This window comes from Sphingobium sp. HDIP04, assembly GCF_000445085.1.
Lineage (GTDB): Bacteria > Pseudomonadota > Alphaproteobacteria > Sphingomonadales > Sphingomonadaceae > Sphingobium > Sphingobium indicum.
On record NZ_ATDO01000076.1, the window covers coordinates 1 to 22,340 of the forward strand.

A 22,340-nucleotide genomic window follows, 5' to 3' on the forward strand; every position below is an offset into this window, starting at 1 on the left:
GGGCGGCCTTGGTCTTCCTGAACGGCGGGCGGGCCGGGCGCGATCCCGGCGCAGCCCTGGCGCCCGTCGGACGCCTGGGACCGCCGGAGCCCGGCCGACGCGGCGGTCCAGATTTTTTCGGCGGTTCCACGGAAGAGTTCCTTTTCAAAACGGGGCGGCATTCCCATATCGGGAAGGCCGGGAAATTGACGAATGGTGTTGTCCTTGCGCCCATGCGCCGGGGCGATGGGAAACCCCTTCGGGGCCTTGCACGTTGGTCGGCTGAATGGCGCAAATGGGGCGGATCGGCAAATGTTTTTCGGGCTGGTAAAAGGGGAAGCCGAAGCGCGGGAGCGCCGCAAGGCGATACGCAGCGTCCTGGTGGTCGAGGATGAGCCGCTGGTCGCCTTCGACAATGAGCATGTGCTGGAAATGGCGGGCTATCGCGTGGCCGCCACCGTCGACGAATATGCCCATGCCGTCACCGTGATCGAGGAGGAGAGCGTCGACCTGGTGATCGCGGACGTCACCCTGCATGGCGACAAGAGCGGGGTCGACCTTGCGCGCTTCGCGGCGGGCAAGGGCGTCGCGGTGCTGTTCGTGACGGGCGCCTGCCCGGTCGACGCCAGGGAAATGGCCCTGGGATGCCTGGCCAAGCCCTATGCGCCGCGCGATCTGCTGGCGGCGATCGACGTGCTGGATGCCCTGCTCCGCGGCAAGGCGCTGCCCCGCTTTCCCGACGGGCTCCACCTGTTCGAGGATGCGCCCTGATCCACCCCCGGAATAAGATGGGCGGACGGCTTGCCTCCACCGCATTTGCCCATATGGTGGCCCGGATAATCATCCCCGGGGGGCGCACCGATTTATGACCGACATGGCGAAGGGCTCGGCTGGCTGGCTGGACGCGGTGAAGCCCTATGTGCAGAAGGCGCCTCTGGGGGCCTTTTTTCTCGGCATATCATCGGGCTTTCCCTATGCGATGATCGGCGCGACGCTGACCACTCGGTTGGCGCAGGACGGCATCGACAAGAAGGCGGTGACGGCCTTCACTCTCGCCTTCCTGGTCTATAACCTCAAATGGCTGTGGGCCTGGGTCGTCGACGGCGTTCGGCTGCCGGTCATCGGCCGGCTGGGGCAGCGGGTGAGTTGGCTGCTGGTCGCGGGATCGTTCGTGATGGCGGCGGTCGCCAACCTGGCGCTGGTCGATCCCGCCACCGGCCTGTTGCAGACGGCCTATGCCGCGATCCTGGTCGGCGTCGCAGGCGCCACCTTCGACATCGTGATCGACGCCTATCGGATCGAGACTTTGAAGCCGGAGCAATTGGGCGTCGGGTCCGGCATGTCGCAATATGGCTGGCGGATCGGGTCGGTCGCGGCGGGCGCGCTGGCGCTGGTGCTGGCGGCGCGGATCGGCTGGCATGGGGCCTATCTGGCCTGCGCGGTCTTCGCCTTGCCCGCCATGCTGACCGGGCTGGTGCTGGGCGAGCCGGAGCGGCACCGCGAGCCGGCGGCGCGGCGCGGAATGGGCGAAGTGTGGCAGTCGATCGCCGGGCCGCTGGTGGAATTCTTCCGGCGGCGCGGCGCCTGGCTGGTGCTGCTGTTCATCCTGTTGCACAAGATCGGCGACACGCTGGCCAACCTCACCTTCCGCCTGCTGTTCGACGACATGGGCTACACCAATGACGAGATCGCCATCTACGACGTCGGGATCGGTTTCTGGGCCTATCTGATCGGAATCTTCGTCGGCGGCGTGCTCTATGCGCGCATGGGGATGAAGCGGTCCGTGCTGGTCAGCCTGCTGCTGATGGGCGTGTCCAATTTCAGCTTCGCGCTGCTGGCCGCGCTGGGCAAGAGCAATTGGGGCATGGCCGGCGCCATCGGTTTCGAGAATTTCGCGAGCGGCATCGGCGGGGTGACGGTGGTCGCCTATTTCTCCGCGCTCTGCGACCTGCGCTTCACCGCCGCGCAATATGCGCTGATTTCGGCGGCGGCGAGCATCGTCGGACGGTTCCTGACCGGGACGACGGCGGGCGCGATGATAGAGCGGTTCGGCTATGTCGACTTCTACCTGCTGACCACGGCGCTGGCGGTGCCGGGCATCGTCCTTTTCTGGCTGATGATGCGCGCCGGGCTGATCGACGCCAGCGTCGGCACGGCGGCTACGCAGCATGGCTGAACCGATGCGCTAACCCGCCGCGTAGAGATCGAGGGGACGTCCCAGATCGCGATGCGCCTGGGCGACCGCCTGCAGGCAGGTGAGCGCGCCCAGCGCATGGTCGTTGCCCAGCAGGGCGGCGACATCCTCATAGGCCGAACGCGGGCTGCGCAGCGCGCCGCCGATGGCCTGCATCATCAGCGCCTCGTCGCTCGTCATGCGGGAACAGCAGCAGGGCGCGATCAATATCTTGCGGCTGGATGTCCGCGCCATTTCCAGCATCATCGCCCGCATCAGCACCAGCGGCCGGCGATAGCTGCGGCCAAAGGCGCCCAGCATCGCATTGGCGGCATGGGCGTCATTGACCCCGGCCGTCGCCATGCGGCGCATCACATAGAGGAACAGCCGGTTGCCGTAGCCGCCGGGAAGCGGACGGGGCTGATCGAGGGAGGGGGACTCTCCGTTGGCCATGCGTTCTTACCTTCTGCCTTGTCGTTGGAAGGCAAAAATACGCTATTGCGAGTCAATCGCAAGTAAATTCAGTCGGGATATTGGCCGTTCAGCCGCAAAATTTCGCCCGCGAGGTAGAGGGAGCCGCAGATCAGCAGCTTCGGCGCATGGCCCGGCTGGGCGGAGATGGCGGCAAGGGCGCCTTCGGGCGTCGCATGCGCGGTGCAGGCGATGCCCCAGCGATCGGCGATGGCGGCGAATCGTTCCGGCGGATGATGGTCATGGCCGGGCACCGGCAGGGCATGGATATGCGCGATCCGCCCCGCAAAAGGGTGGAGATAGGCGTCCAGGTCCTTGTTCGACAGCATGCCGATCATCAGTTGGAGCTTCTGTTCCTCCAGCCGCTCGCTGCTGAAAAAGGCGCTGATCGCCTCGCCCGCGCCGGCATTGTGGCCGCCGTCCAGCCATGCCTCGGTCCCTTCCGGCAGGCGGGCGAGCAAGGGACCATGGTCCAGCCTTTGCAGGCGGGCGGGCCAATGCGCCCAGAGCGGGGCGGCCTTCAGCGCGGCTTCGCTGACGGGCACGACATTCTGGTGCCGCAGCATGGCGAAGGCGAGCGCGGCGTTATGGATCTGGTGCGCGCCGGGCAGGCGCGGCAAGGGCGTGTCGAGCCGCCCCTGGTCGTCGCGATAATGGAGGCGATCCCGATAGGCCGCCGCGTCCCAGCTTTCCCCCATGGCGAACCAGTGGGTCCGGTTGCGGGCGGCGGCCTCCAGCATCACCGGGAAGAGTGCGTCGGCATAGCGCTGCGTCACCAGCGGCGCGCCGGGCTTGGCGATGCCGGCCTTTTCCGCCGCGATCTCCCGGATCGTGGCGCCAAGGAAGCCCTGATGGTCGAGGCCGAGCTGCGCGATGCCGCAGATCACGGGCCTTTCGATGACATTGGTGGCGTCCAGGCGGCCGCCAAGCCCCACTTCCACGATGCAGGCGTCGGCGGGATGTTCGGAAAAGGCGAGAAAGGCGGCGGCGGTCGTGACTTCGAAGAAGCTGGCGCCGATCCCTTCCGCCACGTCCAGCACGCGGGAGAGATAATGGGCCAGCGCCTCGTCGGAGATCAGCTTGCCGCTGATGCGGATGCGTTCGTTGAAGCGGACCAGATGGGGAGAGGTGAAGACATGCACCGTCTTCCCGTCCGCCTCCAGCGCGGCGCGCAGGAAGGCGCAGGTCGAACCCTTGCCGTTGGTGCCCGCGACATGGAAGACGGGCGGCAGGGCGCGGTGGGGGTTGCCGATGCGGTCCAGCAGGCGGACGATGCGTTCCAGGCCCAATATGTCGGCGCCCGGCGACAGCGTCGCGAGGCGGTCGAGCTGGGCCTGGACGGCCGGATCGTCGGAGACGGCGTGGTCGGCCATCGGCTCTGGTCCCGGTTGGCGTCAGGCGGCGGCGCGTGGGGCGAGGTAGCCGATCACCCTGGCAAGCGTGTCGCGCAGGTCGCTGCGATGGACGACCATGTCCAGCATGCCGTGCTCCAGCAGATATTCGGCGCGCTGGAAGCCGTCGGGCAGCTTTTCGCGGATCGTGCTTTCGATGACGCGCTGGCCCGCGAAGCCGATGAGCGCATTGGGTTCCGCGATCTGGATGTCGCCCAGCATGGCATAGCTCGCCGTGACGCCGCCGGTCGTCGGATCGGTCAGCACCACGATATAGGGCAGGCCTGCCGCGTGGAGTTTCCGGATGGCCACGGTGGATCGCGGCATCTGCATGAGGGAGAGGATGCCCTCCTGCATGCGCGCGCCGCCCGCTGCGGTGAAGATCACATAGGGGCATTTGCGGGCGATGGCTTCGTTGACGCCCTGGATGAAGGCGGCGCCGACGCCCATGCCCATGGAACCGCCCAGATAGGCGAAGTTCTGGACCCCCATGACCAGCGGCACGTCGTCTATGGCGCCGCGCGCGTTGATCAGCGCGTCCTGGTCGCCGGTCGCGGCGCGGGCGGCCTTTATGCGGTCGGGATAGCGTTTGGAGTCGCGGAACTTGAGCGGGTCTTCCTGCACCTGCGGCGTCGGCAGCAGGATGAATCCGGCGTCGAGTATCTGTTCGAACCGCTCCGCGGGACCGATGCGGCCATGATGGTCGCAGCGCGGGCAGACGGAAAGATTGTCCTCCCATTCCTTGATGAAGATCATCTCGGCGCAGGAGGGGCATTTGTGCCACAGCGTTTCGGCGGTGGTTTCCTTCTTCGCCATGAAGGGCAGCGCGTTGCGGACGCGGTTGATCCAGCTCATGCGGCGGTCTCCCGGAAATGTGGGCTGTTGGCGTTCAGCGCGCCCCGAAGGGCGGCGACGAAATCCTTGACGAAGGGCGCGGCGGCATCGCCATGCGATCCGATGATGTCGACAATGGCGGAACCCACCACCACGCCGTCGGCGACGCGTCCGATCGCGGCCGCCTGTTCGGCGGAGCGCACGCCGAAGCCCACGGCGATCGGCAGGTCGGTGGCGGCCTTGAGCTTCTCGACGGCCTGCTCGACGGCGGCCTGCGCGGCCTGCTGCTTGCCGGTGATGCCGGCGACGGCGACATGGTAGAGGAAACCGCTGGCGCCGTTCAGCACGGCGGGCAGCCTGGCGGCGTCGGTCGTCGGCGTCGCCAGCCGGATCAGGTGGACGCCGGCCGCGCGCAGGGCGGGGCCGATCTCGGCATCTTCCTCCGGCGGGACATCGACGCAGATGACGCCGTCGACGCCCGCGGCCTTGCACTGCTCCGCGAACCATGCCGAGCCGCGCACGAGCATCGGGTTCGCATAGCCCATCAGGACCAGCGGGGTTTCCGGGTGCCTGGCGCGAAAGGCGGCGGCGAGGGCGAAGATGTCCTTCGTCCTGGTGCCGGAGCCAAGGCTGCGCAGGTTCGCCAGTTCGATGGCCGGGCCGTCGGCCATCGGATCGGTGAAGGGCATGCCGAGTTCGATGATGTCCGCGCCCCCTTCCACCAGCGCGTCGAGGATCGCGGGGGTGTCGTCCACGGTCGGATCGCCTGCGGTCACGAAGGTGACGAGCGCGGCGCGGCCCGCCTTTTTGCAGGCGGCGAAGCGGGTGGCGAGACGGTCAGTCATTGAAAAAGTACCCGTTCGGGCTGAGCTTGTCGAAGCCCAGCTCTTTCTTTGAAGAGAAGAACAGCCCTTCGACAGGCTCAGGGCGAACGGAGGAGGGATTTGCGCGAATGGAAGCGGCGTTGGTGCGAACGGAGTGGCGGTTCATATCTCCACCCCCAAAGCGGTCGCCACGGTGAAGATGTCCTTGTCGCCGCGGCCGGAGAGGTTGACGATCAATATCTGGTCGGCGTCCAGCGTCGGCGCGACCTTTTCCGCGCTGGCGATGGCGTGCGCCGATTCCAGCGCCGGGATGATCCCCTCCAGCGCGGAGAGCTTCTGGAAGCTGGCCAGCGCCTCATCGTCGGTGATCGGCATATAGTCGACCCGGCCGATTTCATGCAGCCAGCTATGTTCAGGCCCGATGCCGGGATAATCCAGGCCGGCCGAGATGCTGTGCGCCTCGGTGATCTGCCCGTCCTCGTCCTGGAGCAGGTAGGTGCGGTTGCCGTGCAATATGCCGGACTTGCCGCCCGCGAGGGAGGCGGCATGCTTGCCCTGCAATCCTTCGCCCGCCGCTTCGACGCCGATCATCTTGACCTCCGCATCGTCCAGGAAGGGGTGGAACAGGCCGATGGCGTTGGAGCCGCCGCCGACCGGCGCGATCAGCATGTCGGGCAGGCGGCCTTCCAGTTCCAGTATCTGCTCGCGCGCCTCCCGGCCGATGATCGACTGGAAATCGCGCACCAGTTCGGGATAGGGGTGCGGCCCGGCCGCCGTGCCGATGATGTAGAAGGTGTCGTGGACGTTCGACACCCAATGGCGCAGCGCATCGTTCATCGCGTCCTTCAGCGTCTGCGATCCCGAAACGACCGGGATCACCTCCGCGCCCAGCAGCTTCATGCGGAAGACGTTGGGCTTCTGCCGCTCCACGTCCTTCGCGCCCATGAAGATCTTGCATTCCATGCCGAACAGCGCGGCGACAGTCGCGGTCGCGACGCCGTGCTGGCCCGCGCCGGTTTCGGCGATGACCTTCTTCTTGCCCATGCGGCGGGCCAGCAGCGCCTGGCCGATGCAATTGTTGATCTTGTGCGCGCCGGTGTGGTTCAGCTCCTCGCGCTTCAGATAGATTTTCGCGCCCTTGCCGGGCGGCGCTTCGGCGCGCAGCGCCTCGGTCAGGCGCGCGGCATGGTAAAGCGGGTTCGGGCGGCCGACATAGCTGCGCAGCAATTCGGTGAATTCCGCGTCGAAGGCGGGGTCCTGCTTCGCCTCCTTGTACACCTTCTCCAGCTCCAGGATGAGCGGCATCAGGGTTTCGGCCACGTAACGGCCGCCAAAGGCGCCGAAATGGCCGGAGGCGTCGGGCTGCGAACGCAGGCTGTTGGGCAGGGTCATGCTATCGGTCATCGCTTCTGTCTCTTCGGGCATGGGTTGGATCACTTGGGCCAAGTGATCAACGCCATCGAAGGCCGATGCGTTCTAAAGGGGCGCGCTGCGTCAACATGCCGATGCCGCATTGCAGAAGGCCATGATCTTGTCCACACTCTTGATGCCCGGCGCGCTTTCGACGCCGGAGGAAATGTCGACCAGCGGCGCGCCCGTGATGCGGACGGCTTCGGCCACATTGTCGACGTCCAGGCCGCCGGAAAGCCCCCAGGGCAGGGACGGGGCAGCGCCGCGCAGCAGCGTCCAGTCGAAGCGCAGGCCCATGCCGCCGGGGAGCGCCGAACCATGGGGCGTCCTGGCGTCGAACAGGATGAAGTCGGCGGCGCCCGCATAGGCGCGGGCGGCCTCTATGTCGGCGCGGGTCTTGACGGAAATGGCCTTCCAGACGGGAATGCCGAAGCGCCTGCGAATGGCCGCCGCGCGTTCGGGAGGCTCCCTGCCGTGAAGCTGGAGCGCGGTGAGGGAGCCGGTGGCGGCCAGGCCCGCCAGGATTTCGTCCGTGGGATCGACCAGCACGGCGACCCGTTCGACATGGGACGGGACAGGCGCGGCGAGGGCGCGCAATTGATCCGCTTCGACATGCCGGGGGCTTTTCGGAAAATGGACGAAGCCCAGATGCGTCGCGTCCGCGCGCATGGCGGCGCCCACGGTCTCTGGCGTCGAAAGGCCGCAGATCTTGATGGCGAGTCGGGGCATGGGGGCGCTTTAGCGGGTGCGGCCGGGCGTGAGAACCGCTTTCATCCCGCCCTCTCTTCCCCTGGCCCTTCCTCCTGCGCAGCCGCGACGGCGGCGACGGGAGCCGCCAGGTCCATGTCGTGCAGCGCAAGCCACTGATCGGCATGATCCACGCAGGCCTTGCCGAGGAAGGCGTCCACCTGATCCATGATCCGGTCGTCGGAAAGCAGGGCGGGATCGAGCGGAGGGTGCCAGTGAACGCGGAAATGCGGCCCTTCGCTGCGGATCAGGTAGAAGGGCAGGAACCTGGCGCCGACCTTGCGGGCCAGGCGAAGCGCGACGGAAAGGTTGCCCGACGGCGGCAGGTCGCGGCCGAAGCGGGGAAACCAGACCTGCCGGTCCCGGCGTTCGTCCAGCAGGATGTAGAGGGTGGCGCGGTCCCGGCCGGCGAGATGCTTCAGCACGCCGCGGGCGGCGCCGCCCCCGGTGATCGCCTCGCCCATATAGCTGGATCGGGCGCGCTTGAGCATGGCCGCCTGCCGGGGGTCTTCCGGCGGGTCGTAGATGCCCAGGCCCGGCCTGTCGGTCGACGCCTTGATATGCGCGGCGAGCAGGTCCCAATTCCCCAGATGCACGGAAAGGGCGATCAGCGGACCGGGGCCGTCGAGCACCCGCCGATAGCCATCCGCATCCTCCACCGTCACATGATCGTTGTCGATCAGCCGGTCGATATTGGTGAGTTCGGCCATGGTGCGGCCCAGGTTGAACCAGCGGCGGGTGAGCATCGCCTCGCGGGTCGCATCGTCCAGATCGGGGCGAAGGATGGCAAGGTTCCTGCGCGCGCGCTCATCCCGCAGCTTCATCGACTTGCGGGCGATGTTGGCCGACAGCCATCCGCCCAGCCAGGAGGCGAGGGACGCGGGAAGAATGCGGAGGAGGGTGAAGAGAAAGGGGTTGGAGAGCATCGCGCCTGCCGTCATACAGCAGCGGTCGGGGCGGTAAAGGGCTTGGATTTGCGATGAGTTGGGCCTTGGGGCTTTGGGCGATCGTGCAGGGGCTGAGCGTGATCGGCGTGCTCGACTATTGGCGGCACCTGCCGGCCGACCGGCAGGAGGAAGCGCCCGATGGCGTAGTGGTGCTGCTGTCGGTGCGCGACGACTGGGATGGCGGCCCGGAACTGGTCGCCCGGCTGAAGGCGCAGGCCGCCCCTTTCCGGCTGGTGATCGCCACGTCGGGCGCATGCGCGGCGGCGGAGGCGCTGGCGGGGCGCGAAGGGGACTGGGTGCAGATCGTTCGCGCCGGCATCGCCAGCGATGAGGGGCAGAAGGTCCACAAGCTGCGGGCGGCCCTGCGATCCTTGCGGCAGGGGGACCGTTATCTGATTTTCATCGACGCGGACATCGAACCGCCGTCAAGGCTCATGGGACGGCTGCTCTTTCCGCTGGTGCGGGGAAAGGCCGACATCGTGACCGGCTATCGCCTGTTGTTGCCGGAAGCCAGCATGGCGGCCACGCTGGTGGGCGCGGTCGAAATGCAGTTGGCGACGCTGCCCAGGGCGGCGAGCGCGACCATGCCCTGGGGCGGGGCCATGGCGCTGACGCGGGAAACGGCGGAGCGGCTGGACCTGGATGCCGCGCTGGCGGGGCGGTTGTCGGACGACATGACGATCGGGCTTGCCGGATGGCGGGCGAAGCTGCGGTTGCGGCCGGTGCGCGATCTGCTGGTGGCCAGCCCGCTGGAGGGGCGGGGGGCGCTGGGCTTCGGCGTGCGGCAATATCGGCATGTCCTGACGAACAGCGCGGGAATGTGGCTGATCGCCTGCGCCGTGGCGGGCGCGCAGGCGCTGGGCTGGATTTGGGCGCTGGGTTGGGGCGGCTGGAGCGCCGTGGGCGTTGGCTATGCGGCGGCCGCGGGACGGGCGCTGATCCGGCGGCGGATCATCGCGAGCGTGCTGGAACGGGGCCAGGCGCGGGCGGCGCGGCGCTCGCTCTGGTGGGATGTGCTGGCGCCTTTTGCCGTGTGCTGGACGCATTGGGGAATTCAGTTGGCGGCGGCGGCTTCCCGGCGGATCAGATGGGGCGGCTATGATTATTGGATGAGCGACAAGCGCGTCGTCCGGATGGAGAGAGTGGAATGACGGGACTCCGGTCATTTTCTCTATCGATTTCGCAGCACAAGCGCAGGCGTGCGCAGAAGCCGCAGGCGAATCGGGCATTCCAGGGAGCAGGGGAAAGAGGGTTCTAGAGACGCAGGATGAGGAGCGGACGTTCCGTTTTCCTTGAAGCAGGCGCACCTAAAGACGGCGATTGGCCACCTCCCGTCACCAGTTTTCCGTCACCCCGGATCAAGTCCGGGGTGACGAATAGGGGGAAATGTCCGCTCCCCACCCTTCAGTAACGTCACCAAGGCATGAAAACGAAGCATCTGACCCATCTCGCCATCTCAGGAGAGCGCCGGGACAGGCCCCCGCCAGCGGATGACGCTGCTGTGAACCGGAAATAGCGCGGGAGGCGGAGCAGCCTTCCGCGAGCCTGCCTGCATTGCCCCAGGGGGGTTAGAAACCCGCCGGAAAGAGATGCCTGCCCTGCTCGTCCAGGCGCAGGATCACCTTGCCCGCCACGGCGCTGAGCGGCAGTGCGCCATAGAGGTGCGGGAAGAGGGCGCCGCCACGCGATTCTTCCCATTTCAGCGCGTCGCCGAAAGGGGCCAGGTCGACCATCAGCATCACCAGATGGTCCTGCCCCGCAAAATGCCTGGCGGCCGTCTCGGCGGCCTGCTCGCGGGTGGACATGTGGATGTAGCCGTCGGCCAGATCGACCGGCGCGCCCTTGAACGCGCCATCCGCCTTCAACTGGTCATACTGATCCTTCGTCAGGATCTTGTAGGCGAAGAGGTCGGTCACTCCTCGGTCAGGTCCGGATCCGCTTCGGGGCTGGCCTCCGGGCTGACTTCCAGGCCGGCGGGGGTGCTCACCTCCGTCTCCTCGTCGCTTTCCTCGATCTTTGCCGCGCTGACGACATGCTCGTCGTCGGACACGTTGAACAGGCGCACGCCGGCTGAACTGCGGCCGATGACGCGGAGGGACTCAAGGCCCATGCGGATCAGCTTCGCCTGGTCGGTGACCAGCATCAGATGGTCGCCATGCCGCGCCGGGAAGCTGGCGACGACGGGGCCGTTGCGGCCGATATTGTCGATATTGGTGATGCCCTGCCCGCCGCGCCCGGTGCGGCGATAGTCATAGGCGGAGGACAGCTTGCCATAGCCATTGGCGCAGACGGTGAGGATGAACTGTTCCTTCGCGGCCAGTTCGGCGAAGCGTTCCGCGCTCATCTGCGGCGATCCTTCCTTCTCCGCCTTCCACGGGGCGAAGCGCAGATAATCGTCGCGCTCCTCCTGATTGGCGCCCGAGCGGTGAAGGATGGAGAGCGAGATGACCTCATCGTCCTTTTTGAGCGTCATGCCGCGCACGCCGGTCGAGGTGCGGCTCTGGAATTCGCGCACGTCCGTCGCCTGGAAGCGGATCGCCTTGCCCTGGCGGGTGGCGAGCAGCACGTCGTCCTCTTCGGTCAGCAGCGCCACGCCGATCAGGCGGTCGTCGCTTTCATCGTCGAAGCGCATCGCGATCTTGCCGTTCGACGGGATGTTGGCGAAGGCGTCCATGCTGTTGCGCCGGACCGTGCCGTTCGCGGTCGCGAACATGACGTGCAGGTCCTTCCAGCTATCCTCGTCCTCCGGCAGGGGCAGGACGGTCTGGATCGTCTCTCCGGGGCTCAAGGGCAGCAGGTTCACCATCGGCCGGCCGCGCGTGGCAGGGCCGCCTTCGGGCAGGCGCCAGACCTTGAGGCGATAGACCTTGCCCGCCGTCGAGAAGAAGAGGACCGGCGTGTGGGTGGAGGTTACGAACAATTCGGTGATCGCGTCCTCATCCTTGGTCGTCATGCCCGAACGGCCCTTGCCGCCGCGGGCCTGGGCGCGGAAGCTCTCCAGCGGGGTGCGCTTGATATAGCCCTGCACGGTGACGGTGACGACCATCTCCTCCCGCTCGATCAGGTCTTCATCGTCTATGCCGTCGGCGGCGGCGGTGATTTCCGACAGGCGCGGGGTGGCGAAGTCGCGTTCGATCGCCTCGAACTCCTCGCGCATCACGGCATAGAGCTTCACCCGGTCGCCCAATATGGCGAGATATTCGGCGATCGCGGCGGCGAGTTCCGCCAGCTCGTTGCCGATCTCGTCCCGGCCGAGCGCGGTCAGGCGGTGCAGGCGCAGGTCCAGAATGGCGCGGACCTGCGTGTCGGACAGGCGGTAGCTGTCGCCGCCGACTTCCGTCTCGATGGCCTCTACCAGCTTCAGATAGGGCGCGATCTCCGCCACCGGCCAATCGCGGGCGAGCAGGGTTTCGCGGGCCTCGGCCGGGCTGGCCGAACCCCGGATGATGCGCACCACCTCGTCGAGGTTGGTGACCGCGATGACGAGGCCCAGCAAGATATGCGCCCGGTCGCGGGCCTTGTTGAGTTCATATTTGGTGCGGCGAGTGATGACCTCTTCGCGGAAGCGGACGAACGCCTCGATGATGTCGCGGATGTTGAGCAGTTCCGGACGGCCCCCGCGAATGGCGAGCATGTTGGCCGGGAAGCTCGACTGGGCGGGCGTGTTGCGCCATAGCTGGTTCAGCACAACTTCCGGCGTGGCGTCGCGCTTCAGGTCCATGACGATGCGCACGCCCTCGCGGCTCGATTCGTCGCGAATGTCGCTGATGCCCTCGATCCGCTTGTCCTTGGCGGCTTCGGCGATCTTTTCGACCAGGCCGTTCTTGCCGACCTGGTAGGGGATGGCGGTGAGGACGATGGAGCGGCGGTCTCCGCGCCCTTCCTCAATCTCATGCCGGGCGCGCATCATGATGGAGCCGCGCCCCGTATGATAGGCGCTGCGGGCGCCGGACTGGCCCAGGATCAAGGGCGCGGTCGGAAAATCGGGGCCGGGGACGATCTGGATCAGCTCGTCGATGGTGATGCCGGTGTTGTCGATATAGGCGAGGCAGGCGCGGATCACTTCGCCCAGGTTATGCGGCGGGATATTGGTCGCCATGCCGACCGCGATGCCGCCCGCGCCGTTGACCAGCAGGTTGGGGAAGCGGGCGGGCAGAACCTGCGGCTCGCTTTCCGAAGCGTCGTAGTTCGGCTGGAAATCGACGGTGTCCTTGTCCAGATCGTCCAGCAGCGCGTTCGTCACCTTGGCAAGGCGCGCCTCGGTGTAGCGCATCGCCGCCGGCGGATCGGGGTCCATGGAACCGAAATTGCCCTGGCCGTCGATCAGCGGCACGCGCATCGACCAGTCCTGCGTCATGCGCGCCAATGCGTCATAGATCGCGCTGTCGCCATGCGGGTGATATTTACCGATCACGTCGCCGACGATGCGCGCCGACTTGCGATAGGGCTTGTTGTGGGTGAAGCCCGATTCATGGGCGGAAAAGAGAATGCGGCGGTGGACCGGCTTCAGCCCGTCGCGCACGTCCGGCAGGGCGCGGGCGACGATGACCGACATGGCATAGTCGAGATAGCTTGCCTTCATCTCCTCCACGATGGAGATGGGGCTGATGTCCGAAGGGTCGGCGAGGGTAGTCTCGTCGGTCAAGTCGATTCTCTTTTTTCGGTGAGTGCTTGTTGTGCATCATGCACTAGCGGAGCGAAACAAATCTGTCACCCCTCGCGCGCGCACGCGCAAAGGCATGAGATGCGTGCCGGACGCGCCGGATCGTTTCCGGGGGGCTGACAGGCGGTCAACTGGTGCATATAGGTCGTTCAAACGTTATTCACGCGCCGACCCCTAATCGGCGTCAAACAAAGGCCGCCTGTCCCGCGGGCGCAGAGGAGAAGATGAACATGCGTTTTGTTACCCCCGTGGCGCTCGCGCTGACCCTTGCGCTGGCCGGCGGCGCCGTCTCGGCCCCGGCATTCGCGGCCAAGAAGGACGAGAAGAAGGGCGGCGCCCCGAAGCTGAACGTCTCGCCCGACGTGATCAAGGCGTTGCAGGCCGCCCAGCAGGCGGCGGAGAAGCAGGATTTCGCCGCGGCCAAGGCGGCGCTGGCCGACGCGGACAGCAAGGCGAAGTCGAACGACGACAAATATCAGATCGGCGCCATCAAGCTGAACGCCTCCATCGCCAGCAAGGATGCCGCGATGCAGAGCGAGGCGCTGACGCAGATGCTGGACAGCGGCCTCACTCCGCCGGAGCAGGCGGGCCAGTTCAACGCCGTCGCCGCCGACCAGGCGTTGCAGGCGAAGAATTACGATCTCGCCATCACCCGCGCCCAGGCGGCGGCCGCCGCCGGTTACAAGCCCGACGCGGTGAACGTGACGCTGGCCCAGGCCTATTTCGGCAAGGCCGGCACCGCCAACAGTTCGGTCGAACCGCAGCGCGGCCTGAACCAGCAGGGTCTCGCCGCGCTCAAGGCCGCGGCGGACGCCACCAGGGCGGCCGGGGGCCAGGTGCCGGCGCAATGGTATCAGATCGGCGTCAGCCGCGCCGCGCAGGCGAAGCTGCCCGAAGTCACCGAATGGGCCAAGATGGCCTATCAGGCCGCGCCCAGCGGGGAAAATCTGCGCACGCTGATCCGCCTGTTCCAGCAGGCCAATCCCAATATCTCCAACCGCGAAAATCTGGACGTGCTGCGCCTCATGGCGACCTCCGGCGGTCTGGTCGTGGCGCAGGATTATCTGGAATATGCCGAAATGGCCTCGAAGACCGGCATCTACGGCGAAGTGAAGTCGGCGATCGACGCTGGCCGCAGCAAGGGCGTGCTGAGCGCCAGCCAGGGCGGCGACCTGTACCAGACGGCGGTGCCCAAGATCGCGGGCGACAAGGGTTCGCTGGGCACTGCGGAGGCTGACGCGAAGAAGGCGGCGAACGGCAAGATCGCGGCGGCGACCGCCGACGCCTATCTGGGCTATGGCGACTATGCCAAGGCGGCGGCGATGTTCGAACTCGCCAAGCAGAAGGGCGGCGTCGACGCGGACGAAATCAACACCCGCATGGGCATCGCCAAGGCGCTGGGCGGCGACAATGCGTCGGCCAAGGCGGCGTTCCAGTCGGTGCAGGCCGGTTCGCGCAAGCAGATCGCCGATCTGTGGCTGGCCTATCTGGCGACCAAGGCCTGATCCTTGCCTGATGTGGGGCGCGCCGCCCGGCGCGGGCGGCGCGCCTCCATCATCTTCCACCATGATGACGGCCTGGCCGATGCCGGGCGACAAGGGGGATGGCTGACATGGCCATGACGAGACATTCGATTCTGACCTGCGGGCTGCTGGCCGGCGCCGCCCTGCTGGTCGCCGCGCCCGCCGTCGCGAAGAAGCCGGCCGTCGGCCCGGCGATCCAGATGTCGGACGGGTTCCGCGCCGCGACGCAGGCGGCGGACGCCGCGATCAGGGCCGGCGATGTCTCGACCGCGCAGGCGCAGATTTCGGGCCTGATGCCGGTCAGCGATTTCGAGGCCTATGTGGCGGCGGGCCTGCGGTTCCAGCTTGCCGTGCTGAAGGTCGACCGGCAGGCGCAGCGGGTGGCGCTGAACGACATGTTCAAGACGTCTTCCGTGCCGAAGGGCGACATGCCCCGCCTGCGCTACATTGCGGGCTATCTGTCCTACATCGTCGGCAATTACGACGATGCGACGGCGCAGCTCGATTATGCCCGGACGCTCGGCTACGATCCGATCGACGCGACCATGCTGCGCGCCGACATCGCCATCCGCCGCAACCGGCCCAAGGACGCGCGCGGCTTCGTGCAGCAGGCCCTGGCGCGGCAGCGGGAGGCCGGGCAGCCTATCCCGGCGGCCTGGTACGACCGGGCGATCTCCATGGCCTATCAGGCGGGGGACTGGACCGAATTGGGCGCGCTGTATCGGGAACGGCTGTCCCGTTATGATTCGGCGGGCGAGTGGCGGTCGGCCCTCGCCAATTACCTGGCGGCCCCCGGCATGGACGCGCAGGTGCAGCTCGACCTCTATCGCCTTCAGGCCGCCAATGGCGCCATGGCGAGCGAGCGCGATTATCAGGCCTATGCGCAACTGGCCGAAAAGACAGGCTATAGCGCGGAGACCAAGGCGATCATCGAGGCAGGCCGATCGGCCGGCAAGTTGACGCCGACGCAGGCGGCCACGGCGCAACTGCTCAAGAGCGCGACGCCCAAGGCCGCGAAGGAGATAGCGGGCCTGCCCGCCGCGGCGAAGAAGGCGGCGGCGGCGAAGGACGGGTCGGCCGCCATGGCGGTGGGCGACACCTATTTCTCGCTCGGCCAGTTCCCCCAGGCGGTGGAGCAATATCGCCTTGCCCTCGGCAAGGGAGGCGTCGATGCCGGCAAGGCGAATGCCCGGCTTGGCGTGGCGCTGGCGCGGTCGGGCGACCTGGCGGGCGCGAAGGCCGCGCTGGGCCAGGTGACGACCGGCAATTGGGCGAATGTCGCCGGCTTCTGGTCGGTCTGGGTCGACCAGCAGAGCCGCAAGACGGCGTCCACGCCGGCCGTCCTGCCGCCGGCGGGTTGAAGGGGCAGGCTCCACGGCTGGACAGGTTTGGGTCATTGCCGGTTTTTTTTTTTGAGCGTCTTGCGCTTTTGCCCTCGCAGGAGGGCGAGACGCTCAGGAAGCTGACCGTCCGCCTTCCCGTCCGAAACGGCACTTCACCATCGCCCGATCATGCGCCCGATCATGCCATCAGCAGGTTGTGTCCGCTCAACCGGCGCCCTCCAGCTTGTCCTGCGTCCGCGTCGCGAAATCCCCGGCGTCATGCCGCTCCCGAAGCTGCCCTTCCAGCGGTCCGTTCGCCTTGTTGACCATCCGACCGCGCTGCACCGCGGGCCGGGCGTCGATCTGCTCGGCCCAGCGCAGCACATTGGCATAGCTCCCCACGTCCAGGAATTCCGCCGCGTCATAGGCCCGGCCCAGCGCCACCCCGCCATACCAGGGCCAGATGGCCATGTCCGCGATCGTATATTCGTCGCCCGCGACATATTCATGCTCAGCCAGTTGCCGGTCCAGCACGTCCAACTGCCGCTTCGCCTCCATCGCATAGCGGTTGATCGCATATTCGAATTTTTCCGGCGCATAGGCGTAGAAATGGCCGAACCCCCCGCCCAGCAGCGGCGCGCTGCCCATCTGCCAGAACAGCCAGTTCAGCGTCTCGGTCCGCCCGGCCGGGTCGGTCGGCAGGAAGGCGCCGAATTTCTCGGCCAGATAGACCAGGATGGACCCGGATTCGAACACCCGCCGGGGCGGCGAGACGCCATGGTCCATCAGCGCCGGAATCTTGCTGTTGGGATTGACCGACACGAAGCCGCTGCCGAACTGGTCGCCCTCGTTGATGCGGATCAGCCAGGCGTCATATTCGGCGTCCTTGCCCGCCGCCAGCAGTTCCTCCAGCATGATCGTCACCTTCTGCCCATTGGGCGTGGCGAGCGAGTAGAGCTGGAGCGGGTGCCTGCCGACCGGCAATTCCCTGTCATGGGTCGGCCCGGCGACTGGCCGGTTGATGTTGGCGAAGGCGCCCCCGCTTTCCTTGTCCCAGGTCCAGACGCGCGGCGGAATATAGGCTGTGTCGGTCATGAGGGCGTCTCCTTGGGGAAGCGGAAAGAGGGTGGGGCGGGTCACGCCCGCTGCTTCGGCTAGGTAAGGATCGACCCTGTCCGGCGCAAACCCCGCATGATCAAAAAAGGCAGCGCGGCGGCAGCGGCTGCATTGGTCGCGTTTTTTGCACGTGGAACGCATTTCGTCGCTGTCCGGCTGTCTCCGCCGGCAGGGAAGGCCTATAGGACCGGCGTCATGTTTCTTCGCGCCGTGTCGATGGACGGGGATGGAGGGGCATGAAAAAATTTGCACGCAGGCTCTTGATCGTCCCGCCTTCCCGTCCATATGAAACGGCGCTGGCACTCCCCGACGAGGAGTGCTAACAGATGCGAGTTCAACAGGGAGAAGGAGCCGGAGTCGCCCGCCATGGGCGGTTCCACCCGATCCCATTCAACGTCGTAAAGAGGGAAAGGCACTCAACATGGCATTTCGTCCGTTGCATGACCGCGTTCTCGTCCGCCGCGTAGAGGCGGAAGAGAAGACCGCCGGCGGCATCATCATCCCCGACACCGCCAAGGAAAAGCCGCAGGAAGGCGAAATCGTCTCCGTCGGCACCGGCTCCAAGGCCGAAGACGGCAAGGTGACCCCGCTGGACGTCAAGGCCGGCGACCGCATCCTGTTCGGCAAATGGTCGGGCACCGAGGTCAAGGTCGACGGTGAAGACCTGCTCATCATGAAGGAAAGCGACATCCTGGGCGTCATCGCGTAACTGCGAACCAGATCGTCATTTCCTATTTTGGCGGAAATTCGTGCCTCATAACGGTGTGAACTTCGCAAGATTTGCAATTCAAGAGAGGTAAAGATCATGGCAGCGAAGGACGTAAAGTTTTCGCGTGACGCTCGTGAGCGCATCCTGCGCGGCGTCGACATCCTGGCCGACGCGGTCAAGGTGACCCTGGGCCCCAAGGGCCGCAACGTCGTCATCGACAAGAGCTTCGGCGCCCCCCGAATCACCAAGGACGGCGTCAGCGTCGCCAAGGAAATCGAACTGAAGGACAAGTTCGAGAATATGGGCGCCCAGATGGTCCGCGAAGTCGCTTCGAAGACCAACGACATCGCCGGTGACGGCACCACCACCGCGACCGTCCTGGCCCAGGCCATCGTGCGCGAAGGCATGAAGTCGGTCGCCGCCGGCATGAACCCGATGGACCTGAAGCGCGGCATCGATCTCGCCGTCGCCAAGGTTGTCGAGGACATCAAGGCCCGCTCGAAGCCGGTTGCCGGTTCGAACGAAGTCGCCCAGGTCGGCATCATCTCGGCCAATGGCGACCGTGAAGTCGGCGAAAAGATCGCCGAAGCCATGGACCGCGTCGGCAAGGAAGGCGTGATCACCGTCGAGGAAGCCAAGGGCCTCGATTTCGAGCTGGACGTTGTCGAAGGCATGCAATTCGACCGCGGCTACCTGTCGCCCTACTTCATCACCAACCCGGAAAAGATGCAGGTCGAACTCGCCGACCCCTACATCCTGATCCACGAAAAGAAGCTGTCGAACCTGCAGTCGATCCTGCCGATCCTCGAAGCCGTGGTTCAGTCGGGCCGTCCGCTCCTCATCATCGCGGAAGACATCGAGGGCGAAGCGCTGGCGACCCTGGTCGTCAACAAGCTGCGCGGCGGCCTGAAGGTCGCTGCGGTCAAGGCGCCTGGCTTCGGCGACCGCCGCAAGGCCATGCTGGAGGACATCGCCGTCCTGACCAAGGGCGAAGTCATCTCCGAAGACCTCGGCATCAAGCTTGAGAACGTCACCCTCGGCATGCTCGGCACCGCCAAGCGCGTCACCATCGACAAGGACAACACCACCATTGTCGACGGCGCTGGCGATGGCGAAGCGATCAAGGGCCGCACCGAGCAGATCCGCGCTCAGATCGAATCGACCACGTCCGATTATGACCGCGAAAAGCTGCAGGAGCGTCTGGCCAAGCTGGCTGGCGGCGTTGCCGTCATCAAGGTCGGCGGCGCGACCGAAGTGGAAGTCAAGGAGCGCAAGGACCGCGTCGACGACGCGCTGCACGCAACCCGCGCGGCCGTTGAAGAAGGCATCGTCCCCGGCGGCGGCACGGCCCTGCTCTATGCGACCAAGGCCCTCAAGGACCTCAAGGGCGCGAACGACGACCAGACCCGCGGCATCGACATCATCCGCAAGGCCATCGAAGCGCCGCTGCGCCAGATCGCCCAGAATGCGGGCGTCGACGGCGCCGTCGTTGCGGGCAACCTGCTGCGCGAAAATGACGAGACCAAGGGCTTCAACGCCGCGACCGACACCTATGAGAACCTGGTCGCCGCTGGCGTGATCGACCCGACCAAGGTCGTCCGCGCCGCGCTGCAGGACGCCGCTTCGGTGGCCGGCCTGCTGATCACGACCGAGGCGACCATCGCCGAACTGCCCTCCGACGACAAGGCGCCGATGGGCATGCCCGGCGGCGGCATGGGCGGCATGGGCGGCATGGACTTCTAACACCGCGTTGCGGGCGGGCCTACGGCTCGCCCGCGACAAGGGAAGTCCAAAGCCCGGAAAAATCGGAAAAGGCCGGTGGAGAGCTTCTCCACCGGCCTTTTTCTGCCCGAGTCTGTGGTTCAGCCGAGCAGTATATAGGCGGCCCCAAGCGCGGCGCAGGCGCCCAGGACCGGCAACACGCCGATCCTGAACCGGAACACCGCGATCATCGCGCCCGCCGACAGCAGCACGGCGGGAAGATCGACGCTGGACGGCACGGGCAGGTCGATCCCGCCGACCCGCTGGACCTGCCGGAACAGGGTGTGGATGGCGAACCAGATGGCAAGATTCAGGATCACGCCGACCACCGCCGCGGTGATCGCCGTCAGCGCCGCCGAAAGCGCCGGGTTGCCGCGCAGCCGCTCGACGAAGGGCGCACCGGCGAAGATCCAGAGGAAGCAGGGGACAAAGGTTACCCAGGTGGTCAGGATTGCGCCGAGCGTAGCGGCGAGCAGAGGATGCATCGCGCCGGATTCGCGAAAAGCGGCGAGAAATCCCACGAACTGCGTCACCATGATCAGCGGCCCCGGCGTGGTTTCCGCCATGCCCAGGCCGTCGAGCATTTCGCCGGGCCGGAGCCAGCCGAAGGTGCCGACCGCCTCCTGCGCGACATAGGCAAGCACGGCATAGGCGCCGCCGAAGGTGACGACCGCCATCTGGCTGAAGAAGCTGGCGATATGGGTGAACACATTGTCCGGCCCCAGCGTCAGGAACAGGGCCAGCACCGGCCCCAGCCACAGCGCCAGGAACAGGGCCGAGATGCGCAGCGACCAGCCGAGGGCCGGGCGCGCGTGATCGGGCAATCGCTCCCCCAGCGCGGTGTCGCGGTCGTGCACGATCTGTCCATTCGCCGGGCCGTGACCGCCGCCGCCCTGGAAGGCCGCAAGGCCGCTGCGCCCGCCGACGAAGCCGATGAGGCCCGCCGCCAGCACGATCGATGGAAAGGGCGCGCCGAGAAAGAAAATAGCCACGAAGGCGGCAACCGCGATCCCGCGCATCGCGGCATTCTTCAACGCCCGCGACCCGACCCGGACCACCGCCTGCATCACGATGGCCAGCACCGCCGCCTTGAGGCCGAAGAACAGCCCTTCGATGACCGGAACATGGCCCAGCAGCACATAGATGTAGCTGAGGCCCAAAATGGCGAGGAAGCCGGGCAGCACGAACAATGTGCCCGCGATCAGGCCGCCCTTGGTCTTGTGCAGCAACCAGCCGATATAGACGGCGAGCTGCTGCGCCTCCGGCCCGGGCAGCAGCATGCAATAGTTAAGCGCGTGGAGGAATCGCTCCTCCCCGACCCAACGCTTTTCCTCGACCAGCAGCCGGTGCATCACGGCGATCTGTCCCGCCGGTCCGCCGAAGCTGAGTGCCGCGATCCGCGCCCACACGCGCGTCGCTTCGCCCAGCGATATGCCGTGATGATCGTCGGACAGAGAAGCTGTCGTGGTGGTGGAGGATGCGCCTGCGGTCATCGATCCGTCCTTCTGTTGCTGAAAAAGGCATGGAACTGGTTGAGCGCGTCGCTCGCCATGGCGATGCGCTGTAGGTCGTCGTCGGTCGAGGCGCAGACGCCGGACAATATGGCGCCCAGACCCGAAGTTTCCGGTCGCCCGAACCTGCCGTCGCCAATGTCGAGGTCATGGATGATCTCGCCGATTGCGACCAGGGCGGGGTCGTCAAGAAGGTCCGCGCGCAGCAGCAATGTCTCGAAACTGCATCGGTCGCCTTCATGGGTGAATTCGGCATCGGCCATGTCGAAGCGCAATTCCCCTTCGCCCGGCTGATAATGGCGGCTGTCGACGAATTTGAAGCGGGCCTGCGGGTCGATGAAGCGGCGGATCAGCCAGGCGCAGGCGATGCGATCGACATGGACGCCGCTGCGCGTTACCCAGGTCCGGTCGGCGAGATCGATCGGTTCGGCGTGAGCGGCAGATTCGGCGCGGCTGACGTCCGGATGCCGGTGGCGCTGCCGGTCCAGTTCGGCAAGCGCCGCTTCGGCACGCCTCCGCTCCGGGGCGCCGAAGAAATCCAGCCGGCCGACATCCTCCAGCCGCTTTTGCAACCGGGCGATGTCCGTTCCGCTCGCGGGGCCGGTTTCCAGCAGGCGTCGGGCGGCGCGGGCGATCTCCTCATAATCCTCGCGCCGGGCTGCATCGAACAGGGCGCGCACGTCCGCGTCGGATTGCCCCGCGAGCAGGCGGGCCTCGATCAGCGTCGCTTCGCCGCCATTGTCGACGATCTCCGCCATCAGGCTGCCGAAGGCGGCGGCGCTCTCCTGCGAATGCGGCAGGACATGGACTGCATTTTTGAGCGGCACCGCGCCGATGGATTGCAGGCGGCGCCAAATCTTCACCCGCAAATAGGGGGGCTTGGCGGGAAGTTGGTGCAGCAGCGCGAGCCATGGGGTGGCGTCAGTCATGATCATGATGCATATGTATCAATGAAGATG

At 66.4% G+C, this 22,340-nt stretch carries 20 protein-coding genes; 7 read left to right on the top strand and 13 right to left on the bottom strand.

The window, feature by feature from the left end; genetic code table 11:
* Positions 1 to 291: 291 nt before the first annotated feature.
* Positions 292 to 750: a response regulator gene (locus L286_RS32420; RefSeq protein ID WP_013040418.1), complete on the top strand. Its 459-nt coding sequence runs from the start codon at positions 292 to 294 to the stop codon at positions 748 to 750.
* Between the two features lie 94 nt (positions 751 to 844).
* On the top strand, positions 845 to 2,155 hold the full coding sequence (locus L286_RS32425; RefSeq protein WP_020819292.1) for an AmpG family muropeptide MFS transporter: 1,311 nt from the start codon (positions 845 to 847) through the stop codon (positions 2,153 to 2,155).
* Between the two features lie 9 nt (positions 2,156 to 2,164).
* Here the strand turns inward: L286_RS32425 and L286_RS32430 are convergent, their stop codons facing one another.
* The 8 genes from L286_RS32430 to L286_RS32460 form a co-directional block, all read right to left on the bottom strand.
* On the bottom strand, positions 2,165 to 2,605 hold the full coding sequence (locus L286_RS32430; protein WP_020819291.1) for a DUF6628 family protein: 441 nt from the start codon (positions 2,603 to 2,605) through the stop codon (positions 2,165 to 2,167).
* Positions 2,606 to 2,673: 68 nt separating this feature from the next.
* Entirely contained in the window at positions 2,674 to 3,996 is a 1,323-nt protein-coding gene (locus tag L286_RS32435; RefSeq protein ID WP_007688843.1) for a bifunctional folylpolyglutamate synthase/dihydrofolate synthase, read from the bottom strand.
* Between the two features lie 21 nt (positions 3,997 to 4,017).
* On the bottom strand, positions 4,018 to 4,869 hold the full coding sequence (gene accD, locus L286_RS32440) for an acetyl-CoA carboxylase, carboxyltransferase subunit beta (RefSeq protein WP_007688844.1): 852 nt from the start codon (positions 4,867 to 4,869) through the stop codon (positions 4,018 to 4,020).
* The gene (gene trpA, locus L286_RS32445; RefSeq protein ID WP_020819290.1) at positions 4,866 to 5,693 is read right to left on the bottom strand and encodes a tryptophan synthase subunit alpha; all 828 of its coding nucleotides are present in this window, start codon (positions 5,691 to 5,693) and stop codon (positions 4,866 to 4,868) included. Before trpA ends, accD begins: the two co-directional genes overlap by 4 nt.
* On the bottom strand, positions 5,686 to 5,838 hold the full coding sequence (locus L286_RS48935) for a hypothetical protein (RefSeq protein ID WP_157838175.1): 153 nt from the start codon (positions 5,836 to 5,838) through the stop codon (positions 5,686 to 5,688). The genes trpA and L286_RS48935 overlap by 8 nt, the downstream gene beginning before the upstream one ends.
* Positions 5,835 to 7,076: a tryptophan synthase subunit beta gene (gene trpB, locus L286_RS32450; RefSeq protein ID WP_020819289.1), complete on the bottom strand. Its 1,242-nt coding sequence runs from the start codon at positions 7,074 to 7,076 to the stop codon at positions 5,835 to 5,837. Before trpB ends, L286_RS48935 begins: the two co-directional genes overlap by 4 nt.
* A 90-nt stretch (positions 7,077 to 7,166) precedes the next feature.
* Positions 7,167 to 7,811, bottom strand: a complete 645-nt coding sequence (locus L286_RS32455; RefSeq protein WP_013040413.1) for a phosphoribosylanthranilate isomerase — start codon at positions 7,809 to 7,811, stop codon at positions 7,167 to 7,169.
* A gap of 41 nt (positions 7,812 to 7,852) precedes the next feature.
* Entirely contained in the window at positions 7,853 to 8,755 is a 903-nt protein-coding gene (locus tag L286_RS32460) for a lysophospholipid acyltransferase family protein (RefSeq protein WP_025160896.1), read from the bottom strand.
* Between the two features lie 53 nt (positions 8,756 to 8,808).
* Between L286_RS32460 and L286_RS32465 the strand changes: the two genes are divergently transcribed.
* A complete protein-coding gene (locus L286_RS32465) occupies positions 8,809 to 9,927 on the top strand; it encodes a glycosyltransferase (RefSeq protein ID WP_020819287.1) in 1,119 nt (372 codons plus the stop codon).
* Positions 9,928 to 10,344: 417 nt separating this feature from the next.
* Here L286_RS32465 and L286_RS32470 read toward each other — a convergent pair whose 3' ends face one another.
* Positions 10,345 to 10,692: a DUF952 domain-containing protein gene (locus L286_RS32470; protein WP_020819286.1), complete on the bottom strand. Its 348-nt coding sequence runs from the start codon at positions 10,690 to 10,692 to the stop codon at positions 10,345 to 10,347.
* Positions 10,689 to 13,421 carry a DNA gyrase subunit A gene (gene gyrA / locus L286_RS32475; RefSeq protein ID WP_020819285.1) on the bottom strand — a complete coding sequence of 911 codons (2,733 nt, stop codon included), beginning with the start codon at positions 13,419 to 13,421 and terminating at the stop codon, positions 10,689 to 10,691. The genes L286_RS32470 and gyrA overlap by 4 nt, the downstream gene beginning before the upstream one ends.
* A gap of 242 nt (positions 13,422 to 13,663) precedes the next feature.
* Here gyrA and L286_RS32480 point away from each other — a divergent pair, with 242 nt between their 5' ends.
* Both L286_RS32480 and L286_RS32485 read left to right on the top strand, forming a co-directional pair.
* Positions 13,664 to 14,944 (top strand): hypothetical protein, encoded by a 1,281-nt coding sequence (locus tag L286_RS32480; RefSeq protein ID WP_007688864.1) that lies wholly within the window; start codon positions 13,664 to 13,666, stop codon positions 14,942 to 14,944.
* Positions 14,945 to 15,051: 107 nt separating this feature from the next.
* On the top strand, positions 15,052 to 16,323 hold the full coding sequence (locus tag L286_RS32485) for a hypothetical protein (protein ID WP_025160791.1): 1,272 nt from the start codon (positions 15,052 to 15,054) through the stop codon (positions 16,321 to 16,323).
* Positions 16,324 to 16,509: 186 nt separating this feature from the next.
* On the opposite strand, the gene yghU is transcribed toward L286_RS32485, so the two are convergent.
* The gene (gene yghU / locus L286_RS32490; protein ID WP_020819282.1) at positions 16,510 to 17,379 is read right to left on the bottom strand and encodes a glutathione-dependent disulfide-bond oxidoreductase; all 870 of its coding nucleotides are present in this window, start codon (positions 17,377 to 17,379) and stop codon (positions 16,510 to 16,512) included.
* Between the two features lie 442 nt (positions 17,380 to 17,821).
* On the opposite strand from yghU, the gene groES reads away from it, so the two are divergent.
* Together groES and groL are read left to right on the top strand one after the other, a co-directional pair.
* On the top strand, positions 17,822 to 18,109 hold the full coding sequence (groES, locus tag L286_RS32495; RefSeq protein ID WP_007688871.1) for a co-chaperone GroES: 288 nt from the start codon (positions 17,822 to 17,824) through the stop codon (positions 18,107 to 18,109).
* Positions 18,110 to 18,205: 96 nt separating this feature from the next.
* Positions 18,206 to 19,852 carry a chaperonin GroEL gene (groL, locus tag L286_RS32500; protein WP_020819281.1) on the top strand — a complete coding sequence of 549 codons (1,647 nt, stop codon included), beginning with the start codon at positions 18,206 to 18,208 and terminating at the stop codon, positions 19,850 to 19,852.
* A gap of 119 nt (positions 19,853 to 19,971) precedes the next feature.
* Here groL and chrA read toward each other — a convergent pair whose 3' ends face one another.
* Complete coding sequence (gene chrA, locus L286_RS32505) at positions 19,972 to 21,363, bottom strand: chromate efflux transporter (protein ID WP_020819280.1); 1,392 nt, start codon at positions 21,361 to 21,363, stop codon at positions 19,972 to 19,974.
* The gene (locus tag L286_RS32510; RefSeq protein WP_235181808.1) at positions 21,360 to 22,310 is read right to left on the bottom strand and encodes a chromate resistance protein ChrB domain-containing protein; all 951 of its coding nucleotides are present in this window, start codon (positions 22,308 to 22,310) and stop codon (positions 21,360 to 21,362) included. The genes chrA and L286_RS32510 overlap by 4 nt, the downstream gene beginning before the upstream one ends.
* Between the last annotated feature and the right edge of the window lie 30 nt (positions 22,311 to 22,340).

Bases quoted from the DNA above. Each gene is read 5' to 3' on its own strand.
- yghU (WP_020819282.1), bottom strand. From the start codon at position 17,379: ATGACCGACACAGCCTATATTCCGCCGCGCGTCTGGACCTGGGACAAG.
- L286_RS32420 (WP_013040418.1), top strand. From the start codon at position 292: ATGTTTTTCGGGCTGGTAAAAGGGGAAGCCGAAGCGCGGGAGCGCCGC.
- L286_RS32460 (WP_025160896.1), bottom strand. From the start codon at position 8,755: ATGCTCTCCAACCCCTTTCTCTTCACCCTCCTCCGCATTCTTCCCGCG.
- groL (WP_020819281.1), top strand. From the start codon at position 18,206: ATGGCAGCGAAGGACGTAAAGTTTTCGCGTGACGCTCGTGAGCGCATC.
- L286_RS32465 (WP_020819287.1), top strand. From the start codon at position 8,809: ATGAGTTGGGCCTTGGGGCTTTGGGCGATCGTGCAGGGGCTGAGCGTG.
- trpA (WP_020819290.1), bottom strand. From the start codon at position 5,693: ATGACTGACCGTCTCGCCACCCGCTTCGCCGCCTGCAAAAAGGCGGGC.
- L286_RS48935 (WP_157838175.1), bottom strand. From the start codon at position 5,838: ATGAACCGCCACTCCGTTCGCACCAACGCCGCTTCCATTCGCGCAAAT.
- L286_RS32510 (WP_235181808.1), bottom strand. From the start codon at position 22,310: ATGACTGACGCCACCCCATGGCTCGCGCTGCTGCACCAACTTCCCGCC.
- L286_RS32425 (WP_020819292.1), top strand. From the start codon at position 845: ATGACCGACATGGCGAAGGGCTCGGCTGGCTGGCTGGACGCGGTGAAG.
- L286_RS32435 (WP_007688843.1), bottom strand. From the start codon at position 3,996: ATGGCCGACCACGCCGTCTCCGACGATCCGGCCGTCCAGGCCCAGCTC.
- chrA (WP_020819280.1), bottom strand. From the start codon at position 21,363: ATGACCGCAGGCGCATCCTCCACCACCACGACAGCTTCTCTGTCCGAC.
- groES (WP_007688871.1), top strand. From the start codon at position 17,822: ATGGCATTTCGTCCGTTGCATGACCGCGTTCTCGTCCGCCGCGTAGAG.
- L286_RS32430 (WP_020819291.1), bottom strand. From the start codon at position 2,605: ATGGCCAACGGAGAGTCCCCCTCCCTCGATCAGCCCCGTCCGCTTCCC.
- trpB (WP_020819289.1), bottom strand. From the start codon at position 7,076: ATGACCGATAGCATGACCCTGCCCAACAGCCTGCGTTCGCAGCCCGAC.
- L286_RS32455 (WP_013040413.1), bottom strand. From the start codon at position 7,811: ATGCCCCGACTCGCCATCAAGATCTGCGGCCTTTCGACGCCAGAGACC.
- L286_RS32485 (WP_025160791.1), top strand. From the start codon at position 15,052: ATGGCCATGACGAGACATTCGATTCTGACCTGCGGGCTGCTGGCCGGC.
- accD (WP_007688844.1), bottom strand. From the start codon at position 4,869: ATGAGCTGGATCAACCGCGTCCGCAACGCGCTGCCCTTCATGGCGAAG.
- L286_RS32480 (WP_007688864.1), top strand. From the start codon at position 13,664: ATGAACATGCGTTTTGTTACCCCCGTGGCGCTCGCGCTGACCCTTGCG.